Origin of the sequence: Microcystis aeruginosa NIES-843 (assembly GCF_000010625.1) — a bacterium.
Classification (GTDB): domain Bacteria; phylum Cyanobacteriota; class Cyanobacteriia; order Cyanobacteriales; family Microcystaceae; genus Microcystis; species Microcystis aeruginosa.
Map to the genome: position 1 here is coordinate 1,706,727 of NC_010296.1, position 16,539 is coordinate 1,723,265.

Here is a 16,539-nt window from a genome sequence, read left to right on the forward strand (position 1 = left end):
CTTTAAAAGACAGTATTTTTTTGAAAATGCTCTCATTTCATCAACTCAATAACCAATCTAGATGATCCTGTAAACATTGCTTGAGGTCGTAGCGTTGCTTGATAGTTTCCCTGGCCTTTAAACGCAGATTTTGCCAACCCTGGGGATAATCTAACACTTCATCCACGCGATCGGCTATTTGTTGGGGAGAAAAGAAATCCACTAATAAACCATTTTCCCCATCAGTAATTAATTCTCGCACGGGGGGAGTATCGGAACCAATCACGACGCAACCCATGGCCATAGCCTCTAACATTGACCAAGAAAGCACAAAAGGACGAGTAAGATAGATATGGGCGGCCGATGCCTGTAAAACCTGTTTATATTGACCGTAGGGCAGAGAACCGGTAAAATGCACCCGGGATAAATCCAAAGAAAGGCTTTCTAACATCAATTGTTTATAGGTTTTGCCGTCCGGTAGAGTTTTCCCATAAGCAACCCGATCCTCCCCGACAATCACCACATGACAGTTAGGCCGACGGGCTAAAATTAGGGAAACAGCCGTCATAAATTGGGGAAAACCGCGATAGGGTTCCATTCCCCGGGTTGCATAGGTGACAATCTCCTTAACACCGGATAAATCTAAACCTATCTCTGGAATGACTAACTGCACATCGGGACGGGGACAGAAATAGTCCGTATCGATGCCATCGTGTAAAACCGTGAGTTTAGAGTGAAATTCGCGGGGAAATTGTTGTTTTTGCCAGATAGTCGGCGATAAACCTCGATCGCAACTGACCAGATCGATGAGGATCGGGGCATTTTTAATTCTAATCCGGGCCTCGGCATCAGCATTAAGCGGATCCGCCGGATCAAAATCAGCATCGGAACCATGGGCATGATAAAACCATTCAAAATAGGCTAAAAACTTAGTTTTCGGGAAAATATCCTTGATAAATAGGCCTGGCCCCCAGCCAGAATGTGCATAGACAATATCGGGATAAAATCCTTGATTTTTCAGTTGTTGGCAAACAGCATAAACCGCTTGACCTTGCAAAACCGCACTTTCGAGGGGACGGACATAATGATGGGTTTGGGGAGAAACAGCGCGACTTTCCTTGTAAATAAATTTTTTTACCCCCGCTATCTCTCCCTCTTGCCTGGTAGTGCCGAAAATCACTTGATTTCCGGGGTCTTGAGCCAAAACCGTGATTAAATGGCGAAATTGGGCGGGAAAATTGGAATGAAGGAATAAAAATTTCATCGCAGGTAAAGGTTTAGAAAAAGCGATCGCTAATCGTACATTGTCCCTGAAAACGGAGCAGATGATCGCATAATACCAAAGCCATCATCGCTTCGACCATGGGGACCGCTCGGGGTAAAACACAAGGATCGTGTCTTCCTTTGGCTGCCAGGGTGGTTTCTTCTCCGCTGCGCGTCACGGTTTTTTGTTCTTTACCGATAGTCGCGGTCGGTTTAAAAGCGGTGCGGATAATAATATTTTCACCGTTACTGATTCCCCCTTGGATGCCCCCCGAACGATTGCTAGTGGTGCGAATTTCCCCGTTATTATCGATAAAATACTCGTCATTGTGTTCGCTGCCGGTTAAGAAGGTTCCCGCGAATCCCGATCCGATTTCAAATCCCTTACTCGCGGGTAAGGACATCATCCCCTTAGCTAAATCGGCTTCTAGCTTATCAAAAACGGGTTCTCCTAGACCTTTCGGCACATTTCTGGCTACACATTCCACCACACCGCCGATCGAGTCCTTATCCAGGCGAATTTGGTCGATCAGGGCGATCATTTTGGCGGCCGTTTCCCCGTTGGGACAACGCACTATATTACTTTCCACCTCGTCGAGGGTGACGGTGTTGGGGTCGATGATTGCCTCAAGATCTTTAATTCGCTTCACATAGCCGATAATCTCGACATTATAGACAGATTTAAGTATTTTTTTAGCGATCGCTCCTGCGGCCACCCGGCCGATGGTTTCCCGGGCCGAAGATCTGCCTCCTCCTTTCCAGTTGCGAATGCCGTATTTTGCTTCGTAGGTGGCATCCGCATGGGAAGGTCGGAATTTCTCGGCCATTTCGTTGTAATCTTGCGAACGAGCATCCTGATTCCGCACTAAAATAGCGATCGGTGTACCGAGGGTTTTGCCGTCAAAAACGCCCGAAATTATCTCACAAATGTCATTTTCTCGGCGCGGGGTCACGATTCTGCTTTGTCCCGGTTTGCGACGGTCTAAATCGATTTGAATCTCCTCTTGGGAAATTTCTAAGCGCGGGGGACAACCATCGATAACCACTCCTACCCCACCCCCGTGAGATTCTCCAAAAGTGGAAACCCGAAATAGTCGTCCGAAAGTGTTACCCATAATCTCAATGTCTATTAAGCCTCAAGGTTTTATTGTACCTGAGCGGTTATCAGTTATCAGTGATCAGTTATCAGTTATCAGTGATCAGATGTGAGTTTTTAGTGGACAGTCTTAAGTAGAAAATTGCCGTTTTCTTGTCACTGATGCCATTTTTCAAAAGTAATCGCAGAGATGGTTAATTTCCCTTACCCCCACAACCAAAGGGAGAGGGGAGTAAAATGCCGGCTCTCTTATTCTTTGTGTGATAAGTTTAACTTATATAAGACCGATCAATCTTTGTGTCCTTTGTGTCTTTGTGGTTCGTTCCATTTGCTCGCCAGCAGGAATGTATTTTAGAATACATTTTACCCACCAAACCCAAGAGAGTAAAATGCCTGCTACGAATAAAGGAAAATAGTTTGACATCCTCGCCGCCCTAAAAGTGCGGCGATTCCTAAACCTCACGATTTAAGTTTCTGCTTCCACCACCGTCGCATACCACAGTTAAAAAACCATGTACTGTCTTACACAGAGTCCACAGACTTTCGCCCCATTTCAGAAGCCCGATTCCGTGTGTCCCACGGTACGTTGACCGCCTATAGCTTCTTGTACTTGTTGCGCGCGACTTTTTACCCGGCCAAGCTTTTCTGGTCGGAACCCCCTAAGCCGAGTTTTCAAGGTGCTGCGCCGTCCACTTGGTTTTCGAGACTGGCCTTTTAATTCTAACGTAAAGCCAACCTAGAACGGCGGGGTTTCAGACCCAAAATTTCCGATGATTACTGTTTACTGATCACTGTTCACTGATAACTGAAAGGTCTCCTGTCTTCAGGTTAAGCTCCCAAAAAAAGGCTATTCTTTACCTTATATTCCTCGGCAGAAATTTGATGACTTCCTTGTTGGTTCACACTTATCCTTCTCTTGTCAAGGGTATTTTAATTAAACGTTACAAACGCTTTTTTGCCGACATACAACTGGACAACGGAGAATTAATTACGGCCCATTGCGCTAATACCGGACCGATGACGGATGTATGCGTAGAGGGTCAACCGGTTTATCTTTCCCGTAGTGATAACCCGAAGCGAAAATTAGCTTATACCTGGGAGATGATTCAACTGGGGGAGACTTGGGTGGGAGTTAATACCAATCTTCCTAATCAGGTGGTGAAAAATGCCCTGTTGCAAGGAGTTTTTCCCGATTTGGTCAAAAATGAAACCGAGGTGCGATCGGAAGTGGCCTACGGTCAAAATAATGGCAGTAGAATTGATTTTCTTTTGACCCATGGGGATAATTCCCTCACCTATATCGAGGTCAAAAATACCACTTGGAATCAGGGAGAAACGGCACTTTTTCCCGATACTGTCACCACGCGAGGACAGAAGCATTTACAGGAATTAATGGCTTTATTGCCGGCAGCGGAGGCGATTATGCTCTACTTTATTAATCGGGGTGATTGTTACCGATTTGCTCCGGGGGATAGTAAGGATACTAAATACGGGCAGTTATTGCGTCAAGCAGTGGCTAAAGGAGTCAAAGTTTTACCCTGTCGCTTCCAAGTGACACCCACGGGAATTTATTATTTAGGTTTAGCAGAATTGCAGCTGTGAAACGAGTAGTTTATACCAAATTTCTAAATCCATGACAGACATCCACGCTCGAATGCTTGCCAAGCCTGTATTCGTTGTGACGCGAATAAAGAAAAATGGTATTAGATCGGCCGGCTTTTGACAAAATCCCCCAGACCGCAACTGACCTTGAAAAGCTTAGAGACACAGTTACCTGTGCCTCTAATGGGGATTTTGTCGATACATATTTGAGGTAATTTGTCAAGGTTTTTGATAACTAATTCCGTGGCGCATTTTCTCTAATTTCTGTTGCACCTGAGCATCGAGAGAATGGAATAAAAAACGCCCTTTGGGACTTTGAGAAGAACTCTGGGATTTTCTCAGACGACGACCGGTTAAATCCACCTCGATTTCCAGACGTTGAGCGGAAATCCACTGGGCCCCATAACCCATAACGGTCATTTTTTGGGCATTATCAGAAGTAGCGACGATAATGCGTCCGATAGCTGGGGCGCGATCGTGCCAAAAATCGGCACAGGTTTTCTCGATATAGGTGTCGGCGGTTTGAGCGTGAGCGGTAAAATAAACCGATAAATGGTTAGTGTAGCGTTCTTGGCTGCCGGGGGTGTCTTGAAGGTAGGAATCGAAGACGATTTGGGTTTGATAACCCTGATGGTGGGTGTAACCGATTAGGGTTTCAATTAACTTGTCTCGCGCCGGTTCGAGACCGTGGCGATCGCTGATTTTTTTCAGGGACGGCCAAGCGCCGATGACGTTGTAGCCGTCAACCAGCAGAAGGGAACGATCAGAAGAATTAAGCATGGCTTTGAGAGTAATTCGTGTGGCATTAAGGGCAGTTCTAAAAAACAGCATCTTAATGATATTAACAAAAAATTTAGGATTCTCCCGCCGCACTGGCCAATAATCTCGCTTTTAAGTCTAGGGGATTTCCCCGATCCGTTACCTTGCCCCCCTCTAATAAAAATGCTCCATCGCTGTAATCCAATTCCTCCAGGCGATGCGTCACCCAAAGGGCCGTAATCCCCCGGTTTTTGACCAATTTCTGCACTTGAGAGACTAATTCTAGCTGGGTATCACCATCCAAAAGGGCGGTGGGTTCATCAAAGAGCAAAACCTCGCAATGACGAGCTAAAGCCCCCGCAATGGCGATTCTTTGCTTTTGTCCGCCACTGAGAGCATAGATCGGTCGTTTTTCCATTTCTAATAAATTCACCGCCCCTAGGGATTCCCGCACCCGCGCCCGAATTGCCGGCGTGGATAAACCCTCGGATACCAACCCAAAAGCCACATCTGCCCCCACTGTTGGCATCACTAACTGATGGTCGGGATTTTGAAAAACAAAACCGAGGGGGTTAGGTATCTCTATTTCCCCGCGACTAGGTTTTAATAATCCCGCTAAGAGCCGCAGCAGGGTTGATTTACCGCTGCCATTTGTCCCCAACAACATCCAAAATTCTCCTCTGGGAACTTGCAAAGAGCAGCCATTTAATACTGATTTCCCATTCGGCCAGCTAAAGCAGAGGTCTGTTACTTTTATAGTCATGAATTATCAGTTATCAGTTATCAGTTATCAGTTAAATAGTTGGACAAAAGTAAAGTTAACTGTGGGGTAAGGAGTCAGGAGTCAGTAGCCGGTCGTCAGTAGGAATTGCGGCAATTTACATTTCTTAAGATAGACAACAGAATTTATGTCCGACTACTTATCAGTTATCAGCTTCTGACGGCAAGAGGCTCCCAGAAAGAATCTGGCAATTCTCCTGCCTAAAAAGAAGGTTAGAAACTAAGTGCATCAAAGCTTTTAGCTTAACCAATTGGGTTTTAGATTCGGCCCTTGTTATCAGTTTTTTAGCTGTCAGCCTTTTCAGTTATCAGATTTGAGTTTTGAGTTTTGAGTAGAAAGTGTTATGTAGGCGCTTGCCGTTTTCTTGTCACTGATTACTGATTACTGCTCACTGATAACTGATTAAAGAACTATTCTGTGGCTAAAGCGACAAACCCCGGCGCTCTACCGGTGGAGGCAGCCCCGGATTTTTGTGAAACAATCACCGCACTGATCTGATCGCTCAAAACCGCCACCTTTTTATCGGTTTGTTTTTCGCAGGTTAATTCTAATAATTCGGGATTAGGCGATCGCATAGCGTTAATAATTGTTTGATACAAAGCGTCTGCTGCTGCTTCTTCCTTGCGCTGCACGGAAATGGGGATGGGCGAGAGTTTCAGGGTAATATCGATCGAATACATGGTTTAGCGTTCCCTTCCAAAAAACAAGTCAAAAACCATTGTATAGCAGGGGTTGAGAAGTCAGTGATCAGTTATCAGTGATCAGATGTGAGTTTTCAGTTCACTGATTGCTGTTCACTATCACCGATTAACTCTCGGCAGTTGGTGTGCAGAGGCGTTGTTAGCTGGAAATCACTTGTTTGAATGAATGAGCATGGTGCGTTCCCCAAAAATCTATCGGTGCAGCAGTAGGAGCCAGATTAGGGAACGCACCCTGCATCGATAGCGATCGCGCTATGGAGCGCAGCGGAATTGCCGTCCGGTGCAGCGCATTGTTGGGAGTCCATAAGTCTTTTGATCAGAGCATTACTCATGAGAATTGCTTTTTTGTGATCATTTTGTGCAATACTAATTACTTCTTCAGCATCTTCATCACTGATCATTTCAAATTGTTTCTGGCTTGGACATAAGCTATCGTTCAAATCCCTTGGTTCAAACTTGTCTAATTCATCACCATAACTTCGTTTATTGATTTTTATTATTTCCTGTCCAATATCACTCAGCAAATACACAAACAATTTATTAATAAATTGTTGTCCTAATTTATTTGGGGTTTGCTGAAAAAGTTTGTTGGTGGGGTTAGGAGTCAGTAGCCGGTCGTCAGTAGCCGGTCGTCGGGAGTTTCAGGCTTTGTTGCCCTCTCTTTTTTGTACCAACTGATGTACTAAATTAAGGATAATGCAAGGTTTTTGATGGTCCCAATCCGATTTTCGCAGCATGAACATCGGATTTTAACAGGTCAAAAGCCTTATTTTAAAAGGGTTTTACCATTATTCAGCAAACCCTATTTGGATAAAAGGAATGAAAGCAGGTAAAATTTATTGCTGTTGTGAAATTGCGTATTACTTTTAACCTGCCCCTGCTAAAGACACCGAATAAAATTGGAGCTGGTTTTCTATTTTCAATTTTGTACCAGGTCTTCCTTGTTTTTGTAAGATACCTCCCATGATATCCCAATTTTTCGCCTTCTTTTATGTAATTTCGTATTTCAGAGTTGTCGTGGTCTTTTACATCTAAACAATGGACTGGCTTATCCTCATTGTATAGTATATTAAAATCATGCTCAGTAAATACTAATTTGCGGATTTGAGAGCTTTTTGTAATACACTTACAAATATTGTTATCACTCAACTTCCGTTGCTCAATTTTTGATTTTTTTAACGCAAAAAATTCATTTGCGCCAGTAGCAATACCTCTCGTAAACGTACCGTATAGGGACAACTTACAGAAGCCATTTGGAGATACTTGTTCAGTGAACAATGATGAAATAATAGGTGTCCACTTTTGGTTGTATGGTAAATTCGATGGTTCGATTTCCCACTGATAGAATTTACTAATATCAGATATTTTATCTATTTCATCACTTTTTTTGATCTGTAAAATTTTAATGGTTTCTTTTTTTCCGTCATTTTTACAAAGAAGCACACAAACAGTTGTCGTTGCCTCTGGGAAAATTTCTTTTTCATTGTCAAAGATTATTATTTGCTTCAATAAATGATTTTCAAGGAGACTTTTTTTGATTTCTTTTCCGTAGCCAGTATTAAAAAATTCAAAAGGCATAATATACGCCAAGTTACCATTGATTTTAAGTTCTCTTAAAGACTTGACAAGGAATAGGGAAGAGATATTAGAGTAACCGATAAGTTTCTTCCCTATTTTTTCTTCAATTTTTGGTAATATATCATGACGCTTAAGAAATTTCTGAAATCGCATATATGGTGGATTACAAATGATACCGTCAAATTTTTCAGTTTCAGCTTCGAGGTAATCACTATTGATAACTCTCAAATAAGGACTGTCACCATTACGATTGAGAAACTCAAATATATTTCTATCAATCTCATATCCAATGAAATGTACTTGATTACCTGAAGGTGTTTTTATTGCTTCATCATAAAAAACGCCTAAGCCAAACGCTGGGTCTAATACTGTTTCTGGATTATCTTTCAAAACCCACTGTACCATGAGGCGAGCAACGCACACAGGTGTAAAAAACTGACCGTAATCCTTCCTATGATTCAGTGGAGTTTCAGCTATATATTTTAACTCACGCATTAATAACATCCCAAGGTAATTAAAATATCAATATCACTATCTGAACGGAAATCTTCCCGTAAAACTGAACCAAATAATGCCAATTCGGTGACTTGCCACTTTTGACAAAATGCTTTAATTTGTTCCATTGGTAGTTCTATTTTTGTGTTCATCGGATTAGTTTTACTCCCAAGCTTTCTAGTTGTTGGTTTATCCAAGCGGTTGCCGTTTCTTCGTCGGTTTCTATTGCTTTTTCTACTCCTATTTTAGCAATTTCTAAGAGTTGACTTAAAAGGGAGATTGATGATTTTAATGAGTCAGAATCAGTGAGAATTAGCCGTTTATGATGCTGAGGATGCGTTTTTAAGGGTCAATCGTCTAGGGTTGTCCTTATTTCGGTTTTGGGGTGATGAGATTCATGAGCGTTTAATGGAGAATTTGAATAAATTTTTATGATGAGGTATCGTCATTGTTATCAGTTTTTTTACTTCGTAAATCTACCCATAGATGTCTTAAATTAAATGGACTAGGTGGCACATCAGGACGTTCTAGTTGATGGTCAAGACGACTCACATCATTTTGCCATCCTTCCGGCGATAAAGTTAAATCTATAATGGTTAGTTGTGAACAATGCTCATTAACTTCATTTAAAATTTCTCTTAATTCCATATTTTGAATATAACCAATCATTGCTCCCGAACTGACGGATTTTCCATAACCCCATTCAACTAATATAAATCTGTTAATCCCATTTAGAATATAATTTTTGTTAAGTATCCATTGAGAACTTGATGGAGAACCAAGTCTTTTAGCCTCTAAAGTGTAAAATTTATCCATTCTTTCAGGATTTGTTTCGTTAGTATCACAGATTCCCCATTGAAAATCAGGTCGTTTATATTCTCGTTTAGCTCGAATGCTATCATCAGCATCAGGTTGATTATTGGCTTCATACATACAAGGCCATTCTATTCCTTGATTAGAAATAGTTAATTGTTGGTTGGCATAACGGACAAAAAAGCATAGTTTTCGATTAAGTTCATCTTCACTTTGGGGTAATTCTTGGTTCTTTTGAAGCATTTCTAAAGCAAGCCTAAAAATAGCTAAAACTCTCTTTTCATGATTACCCCATATATCTTTTTTTAATAAACTTGGTTTTGTCATAAGTTTAGATCCTTTCTTGAGATTCTTGTAAGTTAATAATTTGAAGCATTGTTGCCTCCGCATCCTCACGCGCCATGCTACGAGTCCAGAATCTTCGTTCATTACGCTTAATAATAATGATTTCTGTATCAGAAACCGAACGAACTAAACCATCAAGATAAATTTGATGGCTATTATAGGGAACTAATAAACCGTTTTCTTGTCTTGCTAATTGATCAATAATTTCTATCCATTGTTTTTGCTCTGATTGGGAGACAGGTTGAGGTTTTTCTCCATACTCTTGTGTAGAGAAAATAACGGCTAACATAGGATTTTCTAACCCCTGAAATTGAGGACGAATAATCTGCCAACTGAATTCACCATCAGGTTCTAATTCTCGATTCCAAATATCTAAAAAGGCTTGTAAATAACCTTCTAATCCTTTTTGAGTTTGACGGTTTTTATTAATATCGTTGAGAAGTCCTTGATTTTGTTGAGGATAGCTTTCAACAGGTTTTACTGCTTTACTGTTGATATGATTATAGTAAAACTCTATCCCTACATCACACATATCACGAATGAGATCCCGTTCAGCAATGGTGAGATCATAGACATCAAATATTGCCTCATCTAATTGATATTCTAATTCAGTGAGTTGTGCTTCTATTTTTTCTGGAGTTTTTCCTTCAGGATGTTCAATACTATACTTTATAGGATTACAATTCTGTAATTGCTCAACAATATCGATAACTTTTTCCCGAATACCTTGATCCTTTGGAAAAATAATCGGCAAACTTAAATATTGAGTCGTATAGACTTCATCGTGCCAGATTCCCCAGTTACTTGAAGTTAAAAAGAAATAGTATCGAGGTAAAGAAGACCAAAGAATCCCTAAAATAACTTTATATTTCCACGTTTCTGGTTCGATTAATTTAATAGAATTAATCGAGTTTTTAACAGAAAATTTCTCGGATTCAAACCGGGCAATAATTTCTCCTTGTTTATTTAATCTTTGACTAATACCACGCTTGATTAATAGACGTTCTCCATTATATAGAGCGAGTTGTCTAGGGCGCGCTGCTTGTTTAGGTGCTTGTTCAAACCAAGAAGGAGAAATTAAACCATATCTTTCAAATTTATCTGTGGGAAGTAATCTCGGTAACTGGCAATCTTTTTGATCCTTTTTCCCTTCTGAAAATCCTTGACCACTATTCCTAGAGTCATGTAATTCTTTTAAAGTTTGCGATAATTGTATCCCTTTAATTAAACCAGCATCTTGATGATTTCCCCAATAATAAATTTTCCATAAAGAATCATTATAAAATAGTTCACTTTGTCTGATACCACGACGATCCATAACACTCAAAATAACAGCTTGCACATTTTTAATCATAGCTGTTTTTTTAGCAGACCAATAAGTGACAACTTGATCTTTTAAGGTTAACTCTGTCTGATTGACTTTCTGAAAAATAATTGAAGCAAAAGGAGAAATTGAGGCACTAGATTGGTTTTTATTACCAGATTTAAAGAAAATATCACGAACATGAGCAAAATTGACAACTTCTTTTAATAAGACACTGTTTAACCATTTTTGTCTAAATTCTTTGCTTTTATCATGGGTCTTAAAGAAAATACCTGTTGATACCACTAATGCTGACCATCCATTATCTTTTAAAAAATCAAATACTCTCCAGATAAACGCTTGAGAACGTTCTTTATCTCCGACTGGATAATCACGTTCTTGACACCATTGTAAAGCGATATTTAAGTCTTTTGTGCCTTTTTTATCCTTCGTTTTAGGAGATCCCCAAGGAGGATTACCGACAACAACATCAGCACATTGACTGCTAAAATTTCTAGATAATATCACATCCTCTGAGTTAGAAAATTCTTGAAAAGCATTATCGCAGACTAAATTATTAAAGTGATTATCCTCAGATAACCCATTCGCTTGATAAATTAAAAAGGGTAATTTTTCACCTCGTTTAATTTGTAATAAAATGTCTGGAGGCTCTTGATAATTTAATAAAGCAAGATATAGACTAAATGCAGTAATTCTGATAGCTTCTGAATTAATTTCTATGCCAGCTATCTGATTTTTTAAGATTTCTCTTAACTCTTGCCAACTTAATCGCTGTCGCTGATTTTGATAGACTCGATGTCTCACAATTCTCCGAAATGCTTCCACTAAAAAGATTCCTGAACCACAACAAGGATCAAGAATACGGGGATGAGTTGTCAAACAATCTGACGTTAAAACTTTAGACAAGACAAATTCTACTAATGAACTCGGTGTATAATGCGTCCCATTATCAATATTTTCTGTATTTGACTCATGATAAAATTCTTCATAAATACTACTAATTAAAGAAATAGGAATTATATCAAATTTATAAGCCCAGAAAAATAATTTTTTTTGTGGATCAATATCTCCCTGTAAAAATTCTTGTAAGAGAGATAAATGCCGTTGCTCAACAGATTCCGCTTCTTGTTCATCAGAAGGGAACATATCTCCGTTAAAATCTTGACTCAACCGATTAAATAAAGCATAGGTAAAACTTTTATCACTTAATATTTTGATATAATGTTGTTTAGCTTCAGTTTCCATATTTAACTGATCGTCAGGAGCATTAAGTAAGGCTTTCCATGTTGCATTGTTTTGTGCTATTGCTTCAAAATACTCTTGAGTTAAAATTCCTCTATCTTCCAAATAGCGAATAAAAATTGATCTACCAATTAAAGCATGAGCATATTTACGTTTATTTTCGCTTAATCCTTCACGGATTAAGGCTAAACGAACTGTTTTTAAATCTTTGATCAGTGATTGATCAGCACGTTGATTAGATGTTTCAAAACGCTCATCCTCAAAAAGCTTCCCTGATTCGATTTGTTCCCGTCTGTATTGATAAAGTTTTGAAGTTACTTCAAGTATGTTTTGGGCAACTTCTAACGGTCTATTATTTTTCTTCCAATCTTCTATACTTCTAGCAGGTGGTTTGGTTAGATCGTAAATAGCTAGTTCACCTTCTTTCGCTAAAAATAGGTAACTTGGTCTAGCCATACACCATATTTTATTAAAGATTTGACGTACTTTTTCATCTTCTTGAGTATCACATTTAGCAAAAATAATCACAGGATTATTATTAATAAAAAAAACTTTTTCTGCTTCAACTTGCTGGGCTAATTCTAACCAATCTCCTTTTTCTATCCACTCTTCTAAAGTTATTTCTGACAATGACGCTTTTGAACTCACTAAGTCGCCTTGACTAAAATCGAGTTTATTATAAGCATATTCTAACAATTCATAAGCAGAATTAGCTGTCATCATCTTGAGTAAATCACTGGTAATAGTTGATTGTGTTGGTTAGAGTCACACAACCTAATCTTTGGTTTTTTTGAACTATTTTTAATAGTATGACTGATAGGAAGCGTAACTGTCAAGTAAACAGACAAGCCGCCATTATGTCAATTTTTTAATAATTTGCCTCTAGCACTGAAAGCGAGCAAACAGCGATCGCATTGGGGGCAGCTTTGCTGTGGCAATTGTCCGTGACTCAATATCTGTAATAATCTAATACAGCCCTTGTAAACCTTCTTTAAGCTCTGGGTTTTCGTCTTGATCGAGATGCACAAAATCGCCCTTAGATGAGAATTAGTTTACAAAAATTTACATTTGGAGATAAGGAGCAATGAGTCAAGTTTCCGGTACAGATGTTCCCGATTTGGGTCGTCGTCAATTTATGAACCTGTTGACCTTTGGTACAATTACCGGAGTAGCGGCGGGGGCTTTGTATCCGATTGTTAAGTATTTTATTCCCCCCTCGGCCGGTGGTACGGGTGGCGGTGTCACCGCAAAAGATGCCCTAGGCAATGATGTGATTGTCAGTCAATTTCTGACCAGCCATAACGCTGGCGATCGCACCTTAGCCCAAGGTTTAAAAGGCGACCCCACCTATTTAGTCGTCCAAGAGGACAAAACCCTGGCCAACTACGGAATTAACGCCGTCTGTACCCACTTAGGTTGTGTGGTGCCTTGGAATGCCAGCGAAGAAAAATTCATGTGTCCTTGCCACGGTTCCCAGTACAATGCCGAAGGAAAAGTAGTTCGCGGTCCAGCGCCTCTATCCTTAGCCCTCGCCCATGCCAACGTCACCGATAATGATAAAGTCGTCTTCTCCACTTGGACGGAAACCGACTTCCGCACCGGTGAAGAACCCTGGTGGTCCTAGATTATTCAATGTGACGAGATTTGGAATTATTCAACCGATAGAGATGAGAACATTCAACTTTTTAAGCTTCCCGCAAGTCCACAGACAGGCCCTAGTGAAAGCTGTCCTCGTGGCGATCGCTACCGTTTCCCTACTCCTAACCAGCGATGTCATTAACCCCCAATCTGCCCAAGCATATCCTTTTTGGGCGCAACAAACCGCCCCGGAAACCCCCAGAGAAGCAACAGGTCGGATTGTCTGCGCGAACTGCCATTTAGCCCAAAAACCCGCCGAAATTGAAATCCCCCACTCGGTATTACCCGATAGCGTCTTTGAAGCAGTAGTAAAAATCCCCTACGATCCCGCCAGTCAACAGGTGTTAGGAGACGGATCGAAGGGGGGTTTAAACGTCGGTGCAGTCTTAATGCTACCGGATGGTTTTAAAATCGCGCCCCCCGATCGCATTCCCGAAGAAATGCAGGAAAAACTCGGTGGAGTCTATTTCCAATCCTACAAAGAAGGTCAAGATAACGTGGTTATCGTCGGCCCCTTACCCGGTGATCAATACAAAGAGATCGTTTTCCCCGTCCTGGCCCCCGATCCTAGCCAAAATAAGGGTATTCACTTCGGTAAATATGCTGTGCATTTAGGGGCCAATCGCGGTCGCGGTCAAGTGTACCCCACCGGTGAACCCAGCAATAATAACGCTTTCAAAGCTTCTACCGCAGGTACAATTAGCCAGATCAGCAAAACCGAAGCCGGTGGTTATGAAGTCACCATCACTTCCGAAGCTGGCCCCGTGGTGGAAAATATTCCCGCAGGTCCTGAGTTAATCGTCTCGGAAGGTCAAGCGATCGAAGTGGGACAATTTTTAACCAGTAACCCCAATGTCGGCGGTTTTGGTCAAAAAGATACGGAAGTTGTCCTGCAAAATCCCGGCCGGATCAAAGGATTAGTTTTATTCCTCGGTGGTATTATGCTCTGCCAAATCCTCTTAGTTATTAAGAAAAAACAAGTGGAAACAGTACAAGCGGCCGAAATGAATTTCTAATCGCAATATTTCGGTTATTTTTGCTAAAAAGCGGGTTACTTGCCCGCTTTTTAGCTTTGGGGCAGGAAAATGCTCACCGCTCACTGCCGTCTGATACAATCGGTTCAACTTAACCGATAAGTGTCAATTTTTATGAATCAGTCGCTTGTTCCAGTCATTCTCGCCGGTGGTAAAGGGGAACGTTTTTGGCCTCTCAGTCGTCTAGCGCGTCCGAAACAGTTTCTCTGTCTTGATGGTAGTGGTCGCAGTCTTTTACAAGCAACGGCTGATCGTCTATTATCTTTAGGGGCAGGTTGGGAAAATCTCTGGGTAATTACCGCTAGTGCGATCGCTGATGGTGTCCGCGAACAACTGCCCGATTTACCGGAGAGTAACCTATTAGTGGAACCGGTGGGCAAGGATACGGCCCCGGCTGTGACTTGGGCCACCTTAGAAGTGATAAAACGTTATGGTAAGGAAGTGGCGATCGGTTTTTTTCCTGCCGATCATTATATTGGTGATCAAGAGGCTTATATTAACACTTTAAAAGCGGCCGTAGAAGTGGCCGTCAGCCAAAAAGCGATCGTTACTTTAGGGATTAAACCCGATTATCCCTCCACCGGTTACGGTTATATCGAACAGGGAGAAAATCAAGGCGAATTTAATGGTTTACCCGTCTATAAAGTTAGTCGTTTTACGGAAAAACCCGATCGCACCACGGCCGAAAAATTCCTAGAAACGGGACTTTTTAGCTGGAATAGCGGAATGTTTATCTTTCAGGGACAAGTGGTTTTAGAGGAGCTAAAAACCCACGCTAATAATATTTTACAGCCTCTGATCGATCGGGGCATCGCTGCCTATGAGGATTTAGAGAAAAAAAGTATCGATTATGCTTTGATGGAAAAAACCCAACTCGCTTACGTTTTACCCGCTAATTTCGGTTGGGATGATCTGGGAGATTGGAATGCTCTGGAAAGATTACTAGAAGCAAAGGGCAAAAATATTGAACTGGCAAATCATGTCGGTTTGGATACGGAGGGGGCTATTATCTATGCTAGTGATGAGGAAGAAGTGATCGTTACTATTGGTTTAAAAGATCTGGTAATTGTTCGCGACGGCAAAGCAACTCTCGTTGTCCACAAAGATCGTACCCAAGATATTAAACAAGTTCTCAAGCAATTACAAACCGATCCCAAATTGGAGAAATTGTTATAGGATTGATAAGTACCTAAGTAGGGTTTGCTGAAAAAGGTTTTCGTGGGGGCAGGGTGTGGGGTGTGGGGTGTGGGGTGTAGGGTTTTACCGATTTTGAGGTAGTCAGTTACCTAATTTTCAGGGAAAAAGTCCAGGAATTTTACCCCCGATCACTCCAATGGTCAGCACTTTTTGAGGAAAAAAAAGTCTAAAAGCCTTTTTTTCAGTAATCAGTGATCAGTAAACAGTAACCAGTAACCAGTGAAAAGACAGTAGGAAACTTCTATTTAATACTGCTCACTTAAAACTCAAATCTGATCACTGATAACTGATAACTGATAACTGAAAGGGGTACATCTCATTTTTGTAAATCTACTAAGTTGGGATTTTTTAAGGGAAACTTCCTACTAAAATCGGGCGTTACTTTCGGTTTTATCGCTCAATCCAAGCTTTTGGGGGGTAGAACCCCCCAAACCCCCCGTTGGGGGCGTGGCGCCGCCCCCAAACCCCCCGCGCATTAGTTTTTCGGTGGGATGCTTACAGGCAGCTGCTGATATATCTGTAATAATTTAAAAGTCACTGATAATTGCTGATTATCGGTGTTCCTGCAAATGTGGGATGCACCCATCGATAAGTACCTAACTTACCCACTGATAAACTGATAACTGATAACTGATAACTGATAACTGATAACTGATAACTGATAACTGATAACTGATAACTGATAACTGATA

The 16,539-nt window shown here is 41.0% G+C and carries 12 protein-coding genes and 2 pseudogenes; 4 read left to right on the forward strand and 10 right to left on the reverse strand.

Annotated features, from left to right (window positions below):
* Positions 1-40: 40 nt before the first annotated feature.
* Both MAE_RS08355 and aroC read right to left on the reverse strand, forming a co-directional pair.
* Positions 41-1,243, reverse strand: a complete 1,203-nt coding sequence (locus MAE_RS08355) for a glycosyltransferase family 4 protein (protein ID WP_012265183.1) — start codon at positions 1,241-1,243, stop codon at positions 41-43.
* 13 nt (positions 1,244-1,256) lie between these two features.
* Positions 1,257-2,357, reverse strand: a complete 1,101-nt coding sequence (gene aroC / locus MAE_RS08360; RefSeq protein WP_012265184.1) for a chorismate synthase — start codon at positions 2,355-2,357, stop codon at positions 1,257-1,259.
* Positions 2,358-3,220: 863 nt separating this feature from the next.
* On the opposite strand from aroC, the gene sfsA reads away from it, so the two are divergent.
* The gene (sfsA, locus tag MAE_RS08365) at positions 3,221-3,940 is read left to right on the forward strand and encodes a DNA/RNA nuclease SfsA (protein WP_012265186.1); all 720 of its coding nucleotides are present in this window, start codon (positions 3,221-3,223) and stop codon (positions 3,938-3,940) included.
* 219 nt (positions 3,941-4,159) lie between these two features.
* Here the strand turns inward: sfsA and MAE_RS08370 are convergent, their stop codons facing one another.
* The 8 genes and pseudogenes from MAE_RS08370 to MAE_RS08405 form a co-directional block, all read right to left on the reverse strand.
* Positions 4,160-4,720, reverse strand: a complete 561-nt coding sequence (locus MAE_RS08370; protein ID WP_012265188.1) for an NYN domain-containing protein — start codon at positions 4,718-4,720, stop codon at positions 4,160-4,162.
* A gap of 73 nt (positions 4,721-4,793) precedes the next feature.
* Positions 4,794-5,462, reverse strand: a complete 669-nt coding sequence (locus MAE_RS08375; RefSeq protein ID WP_012265189.1) for an energy-coupling factor ABC transporter ATP-binding protein — start codon at positions 5,460-5,462, stop codon at positions 4,794-4,796.
* 428 nt (positions 5,463-5,890) lie between these two features.
* Complete coding sequence (locus MAE_RS08380; protein WP_002756830.1) at positions 5,891-6,160, reverse strand: hypothetical protein; 270 nt, start codon at positions 6,158-6,160, stop codon at positions 5,891-5,893.
* A gap of 239 nt (positions 6,161-6,399) precedes the next feature.
* Positions 6,400-6,705 (reverse strand): hypothetical protein, encoded by a 306-nt coding sequence (locus tag MAE_RS08385; protein ID WP_012265190.1) that lies wholly within the window; start codon positions 6,703-6,705, stop codon positions 6,400-6,402.
* 277 nt (positions 6,706-6,982) lie between these two features.
* Positions 6,983-8,254 (reverse strand): annotated as a pseudogene (locus MAE_RS08390) (HsdM family class I SAM-dependent methyltransferase); the annotation flags it as partial.
* A gap of 14 nt (positions 8,255-8,268) precedes the next feature.
* A pseudogene (locus tag MAE_RS08395) lies at positions 8,269-8,382 on the reverse strand (nucleotidyltransferase family protein); the annotation flags it as partial.
* Between the two features lie 301 nt (positions 8,383-8,683).
* Complete coding sequence (locus tag MAE_RS08400) at positions 8,684-9,394, reverse strand: hypothetical protein (RefSeq protein ID WP_002798333.1); 711 nt, start codon at positions 9,392-9,394, stop codon at positions 8,684-8,686.
* A gap of 4 nt (positions 9,395-9,398) precedes the next feature.
* On the reverse strand, positions 9,399-12,698 hold the full coding sequence (locus MAE_RS08405; RefSeq protein WP_012265192.1) for an HsdM family class I SAM-dependent methyltransferase: 3,300 nt from the start codon (positions 12,696-12,698) through the stop codon (positions 9,399-9,401).
* A gap of 364 nt (positions 12,699-13,062) precedes the next feature.
* Here MAE_RS08405 and petC point away from each other — a divergent pair, with 364 nt between their 5' ends.
* The 3 genes from petC (at position 13,063) to MAE_RS08420 (ending at position 15,826) form a co-directional block, all read left to right on the forward strand.
* Entirely contained in the window at positions 13,063-13,602 is a 540-nt protein-coding gene (gene petC, locus MAE_RS08410; protein ID WP_002781457.1) for a cytochrome b6-f complex iron-sulfur subunit, read from the forward strand.
* A 43-nt stretch (positions 13,603-13,645) separates the two neighbouring features.
* Positions 13,646-14,632, forward strand: a complete 987-nt coding sequence (petA, locus tag MAE_RS08415; protein ID WP_012265194.1) for a cytochrome f — start codon at positions 13,646-13,648, stop codon at positions 14,630-14,632.
* Between the two features lie 132 nt (positions 14,633-14,764).
* The gene (locus MAE_RS08420) at positions 14,765-15,826 is read left to right on the forward strand and encodes a mannose-1-phosphate guanylyltransferase (protein WP_012265195.1); all 1,062 of its coding nucleotides are present in this window, start codon (positions 14,765-14,767) and stop codon (positions 15,824-15,826) included.
* The last annotated feature ends 713 nt before the right edge of the window (positions 15,827-16,539 follow it).

Excerpts from the sequence above, each read along its gene's own strand:
- petA (WP_012265194.1), top strand. The coding sequence starts at position 13,646 with ATGAGAACATTCAACTTTTTAAGCTTCCCGCAAGTCCACAGACAGGCC.
- MAE_RS08400 (WP_002798333.1), bottom strand. The coding sequence starts at position 9,394 with ATGACAAAACCAAGTTTATTAAAAAAAGATATATGGGGTAATCATGAA.
- MAE_RS08380 (WP_002756830.1), bottom strand. The coding sequence starts at position 6,160 with ATGTATTCGATCGATATTACCCTGAAACTCTCGCCCATCCCCATTTCC.
- MAE_RS08355 (WP_012265183.1), bottom strand. The coding sequence starts at position 1,243 with ATGAAATTTTTATTCCTTCATTCCAATTTTCCCGCCCAATTTCGCCAT.
- MAE_RS08375 (WP_012265189.1), bottom strand. The coding sequence starts at position 5,462 with ATGACTATAAAAGTAACAGACCTCTGCTTTAGCTGGCCGAATGGGAAA.
- petC (WP_002781457.1), top strand. The coding sequence starts at position 13,063 with ATGAGTCAAGTTTCCGGTACAGATGTTCCCGATTTGGGTCGTCGTCAA.
- MAE_RS08420 (WP_012265195.1), top strand. The coding sequence starts at position 14,765 with ATGAATCAGTCGCTTGTTCCAGTCATTCTCGCCGGTGGTAAAGGGGAA.
- aroC (WP_012265184.1), bottom strand. The coding sequence starts at position 2,357 with ATGGGTAACACTTTCGGACGACTATTTCGGGTTTCCACTTTTGGAGAA.
- MAE_RS08405 (WP_012265192.1), bottom strand. The coding sequence starts at position 12,698 with ATGACAGCTAATTCTGCTTATGAATTGTTAGAATATGCTTATAATAAA.
- MAE_RS08370 (WP_012265188.1), bottom strand. The coding sequence starts at position 4,720 with ATGCTTAATTCTTCTGATCGTTCCCTTCTGCTGGTTGACGGCTACAAC.
- sfsA (WP_012265186.1), top strand. The coding sequence starts at position 3,221 with ATGACTTCCTTGTTGGTTCACACTTATCCTTCTCTTGTCAAGGGTATT.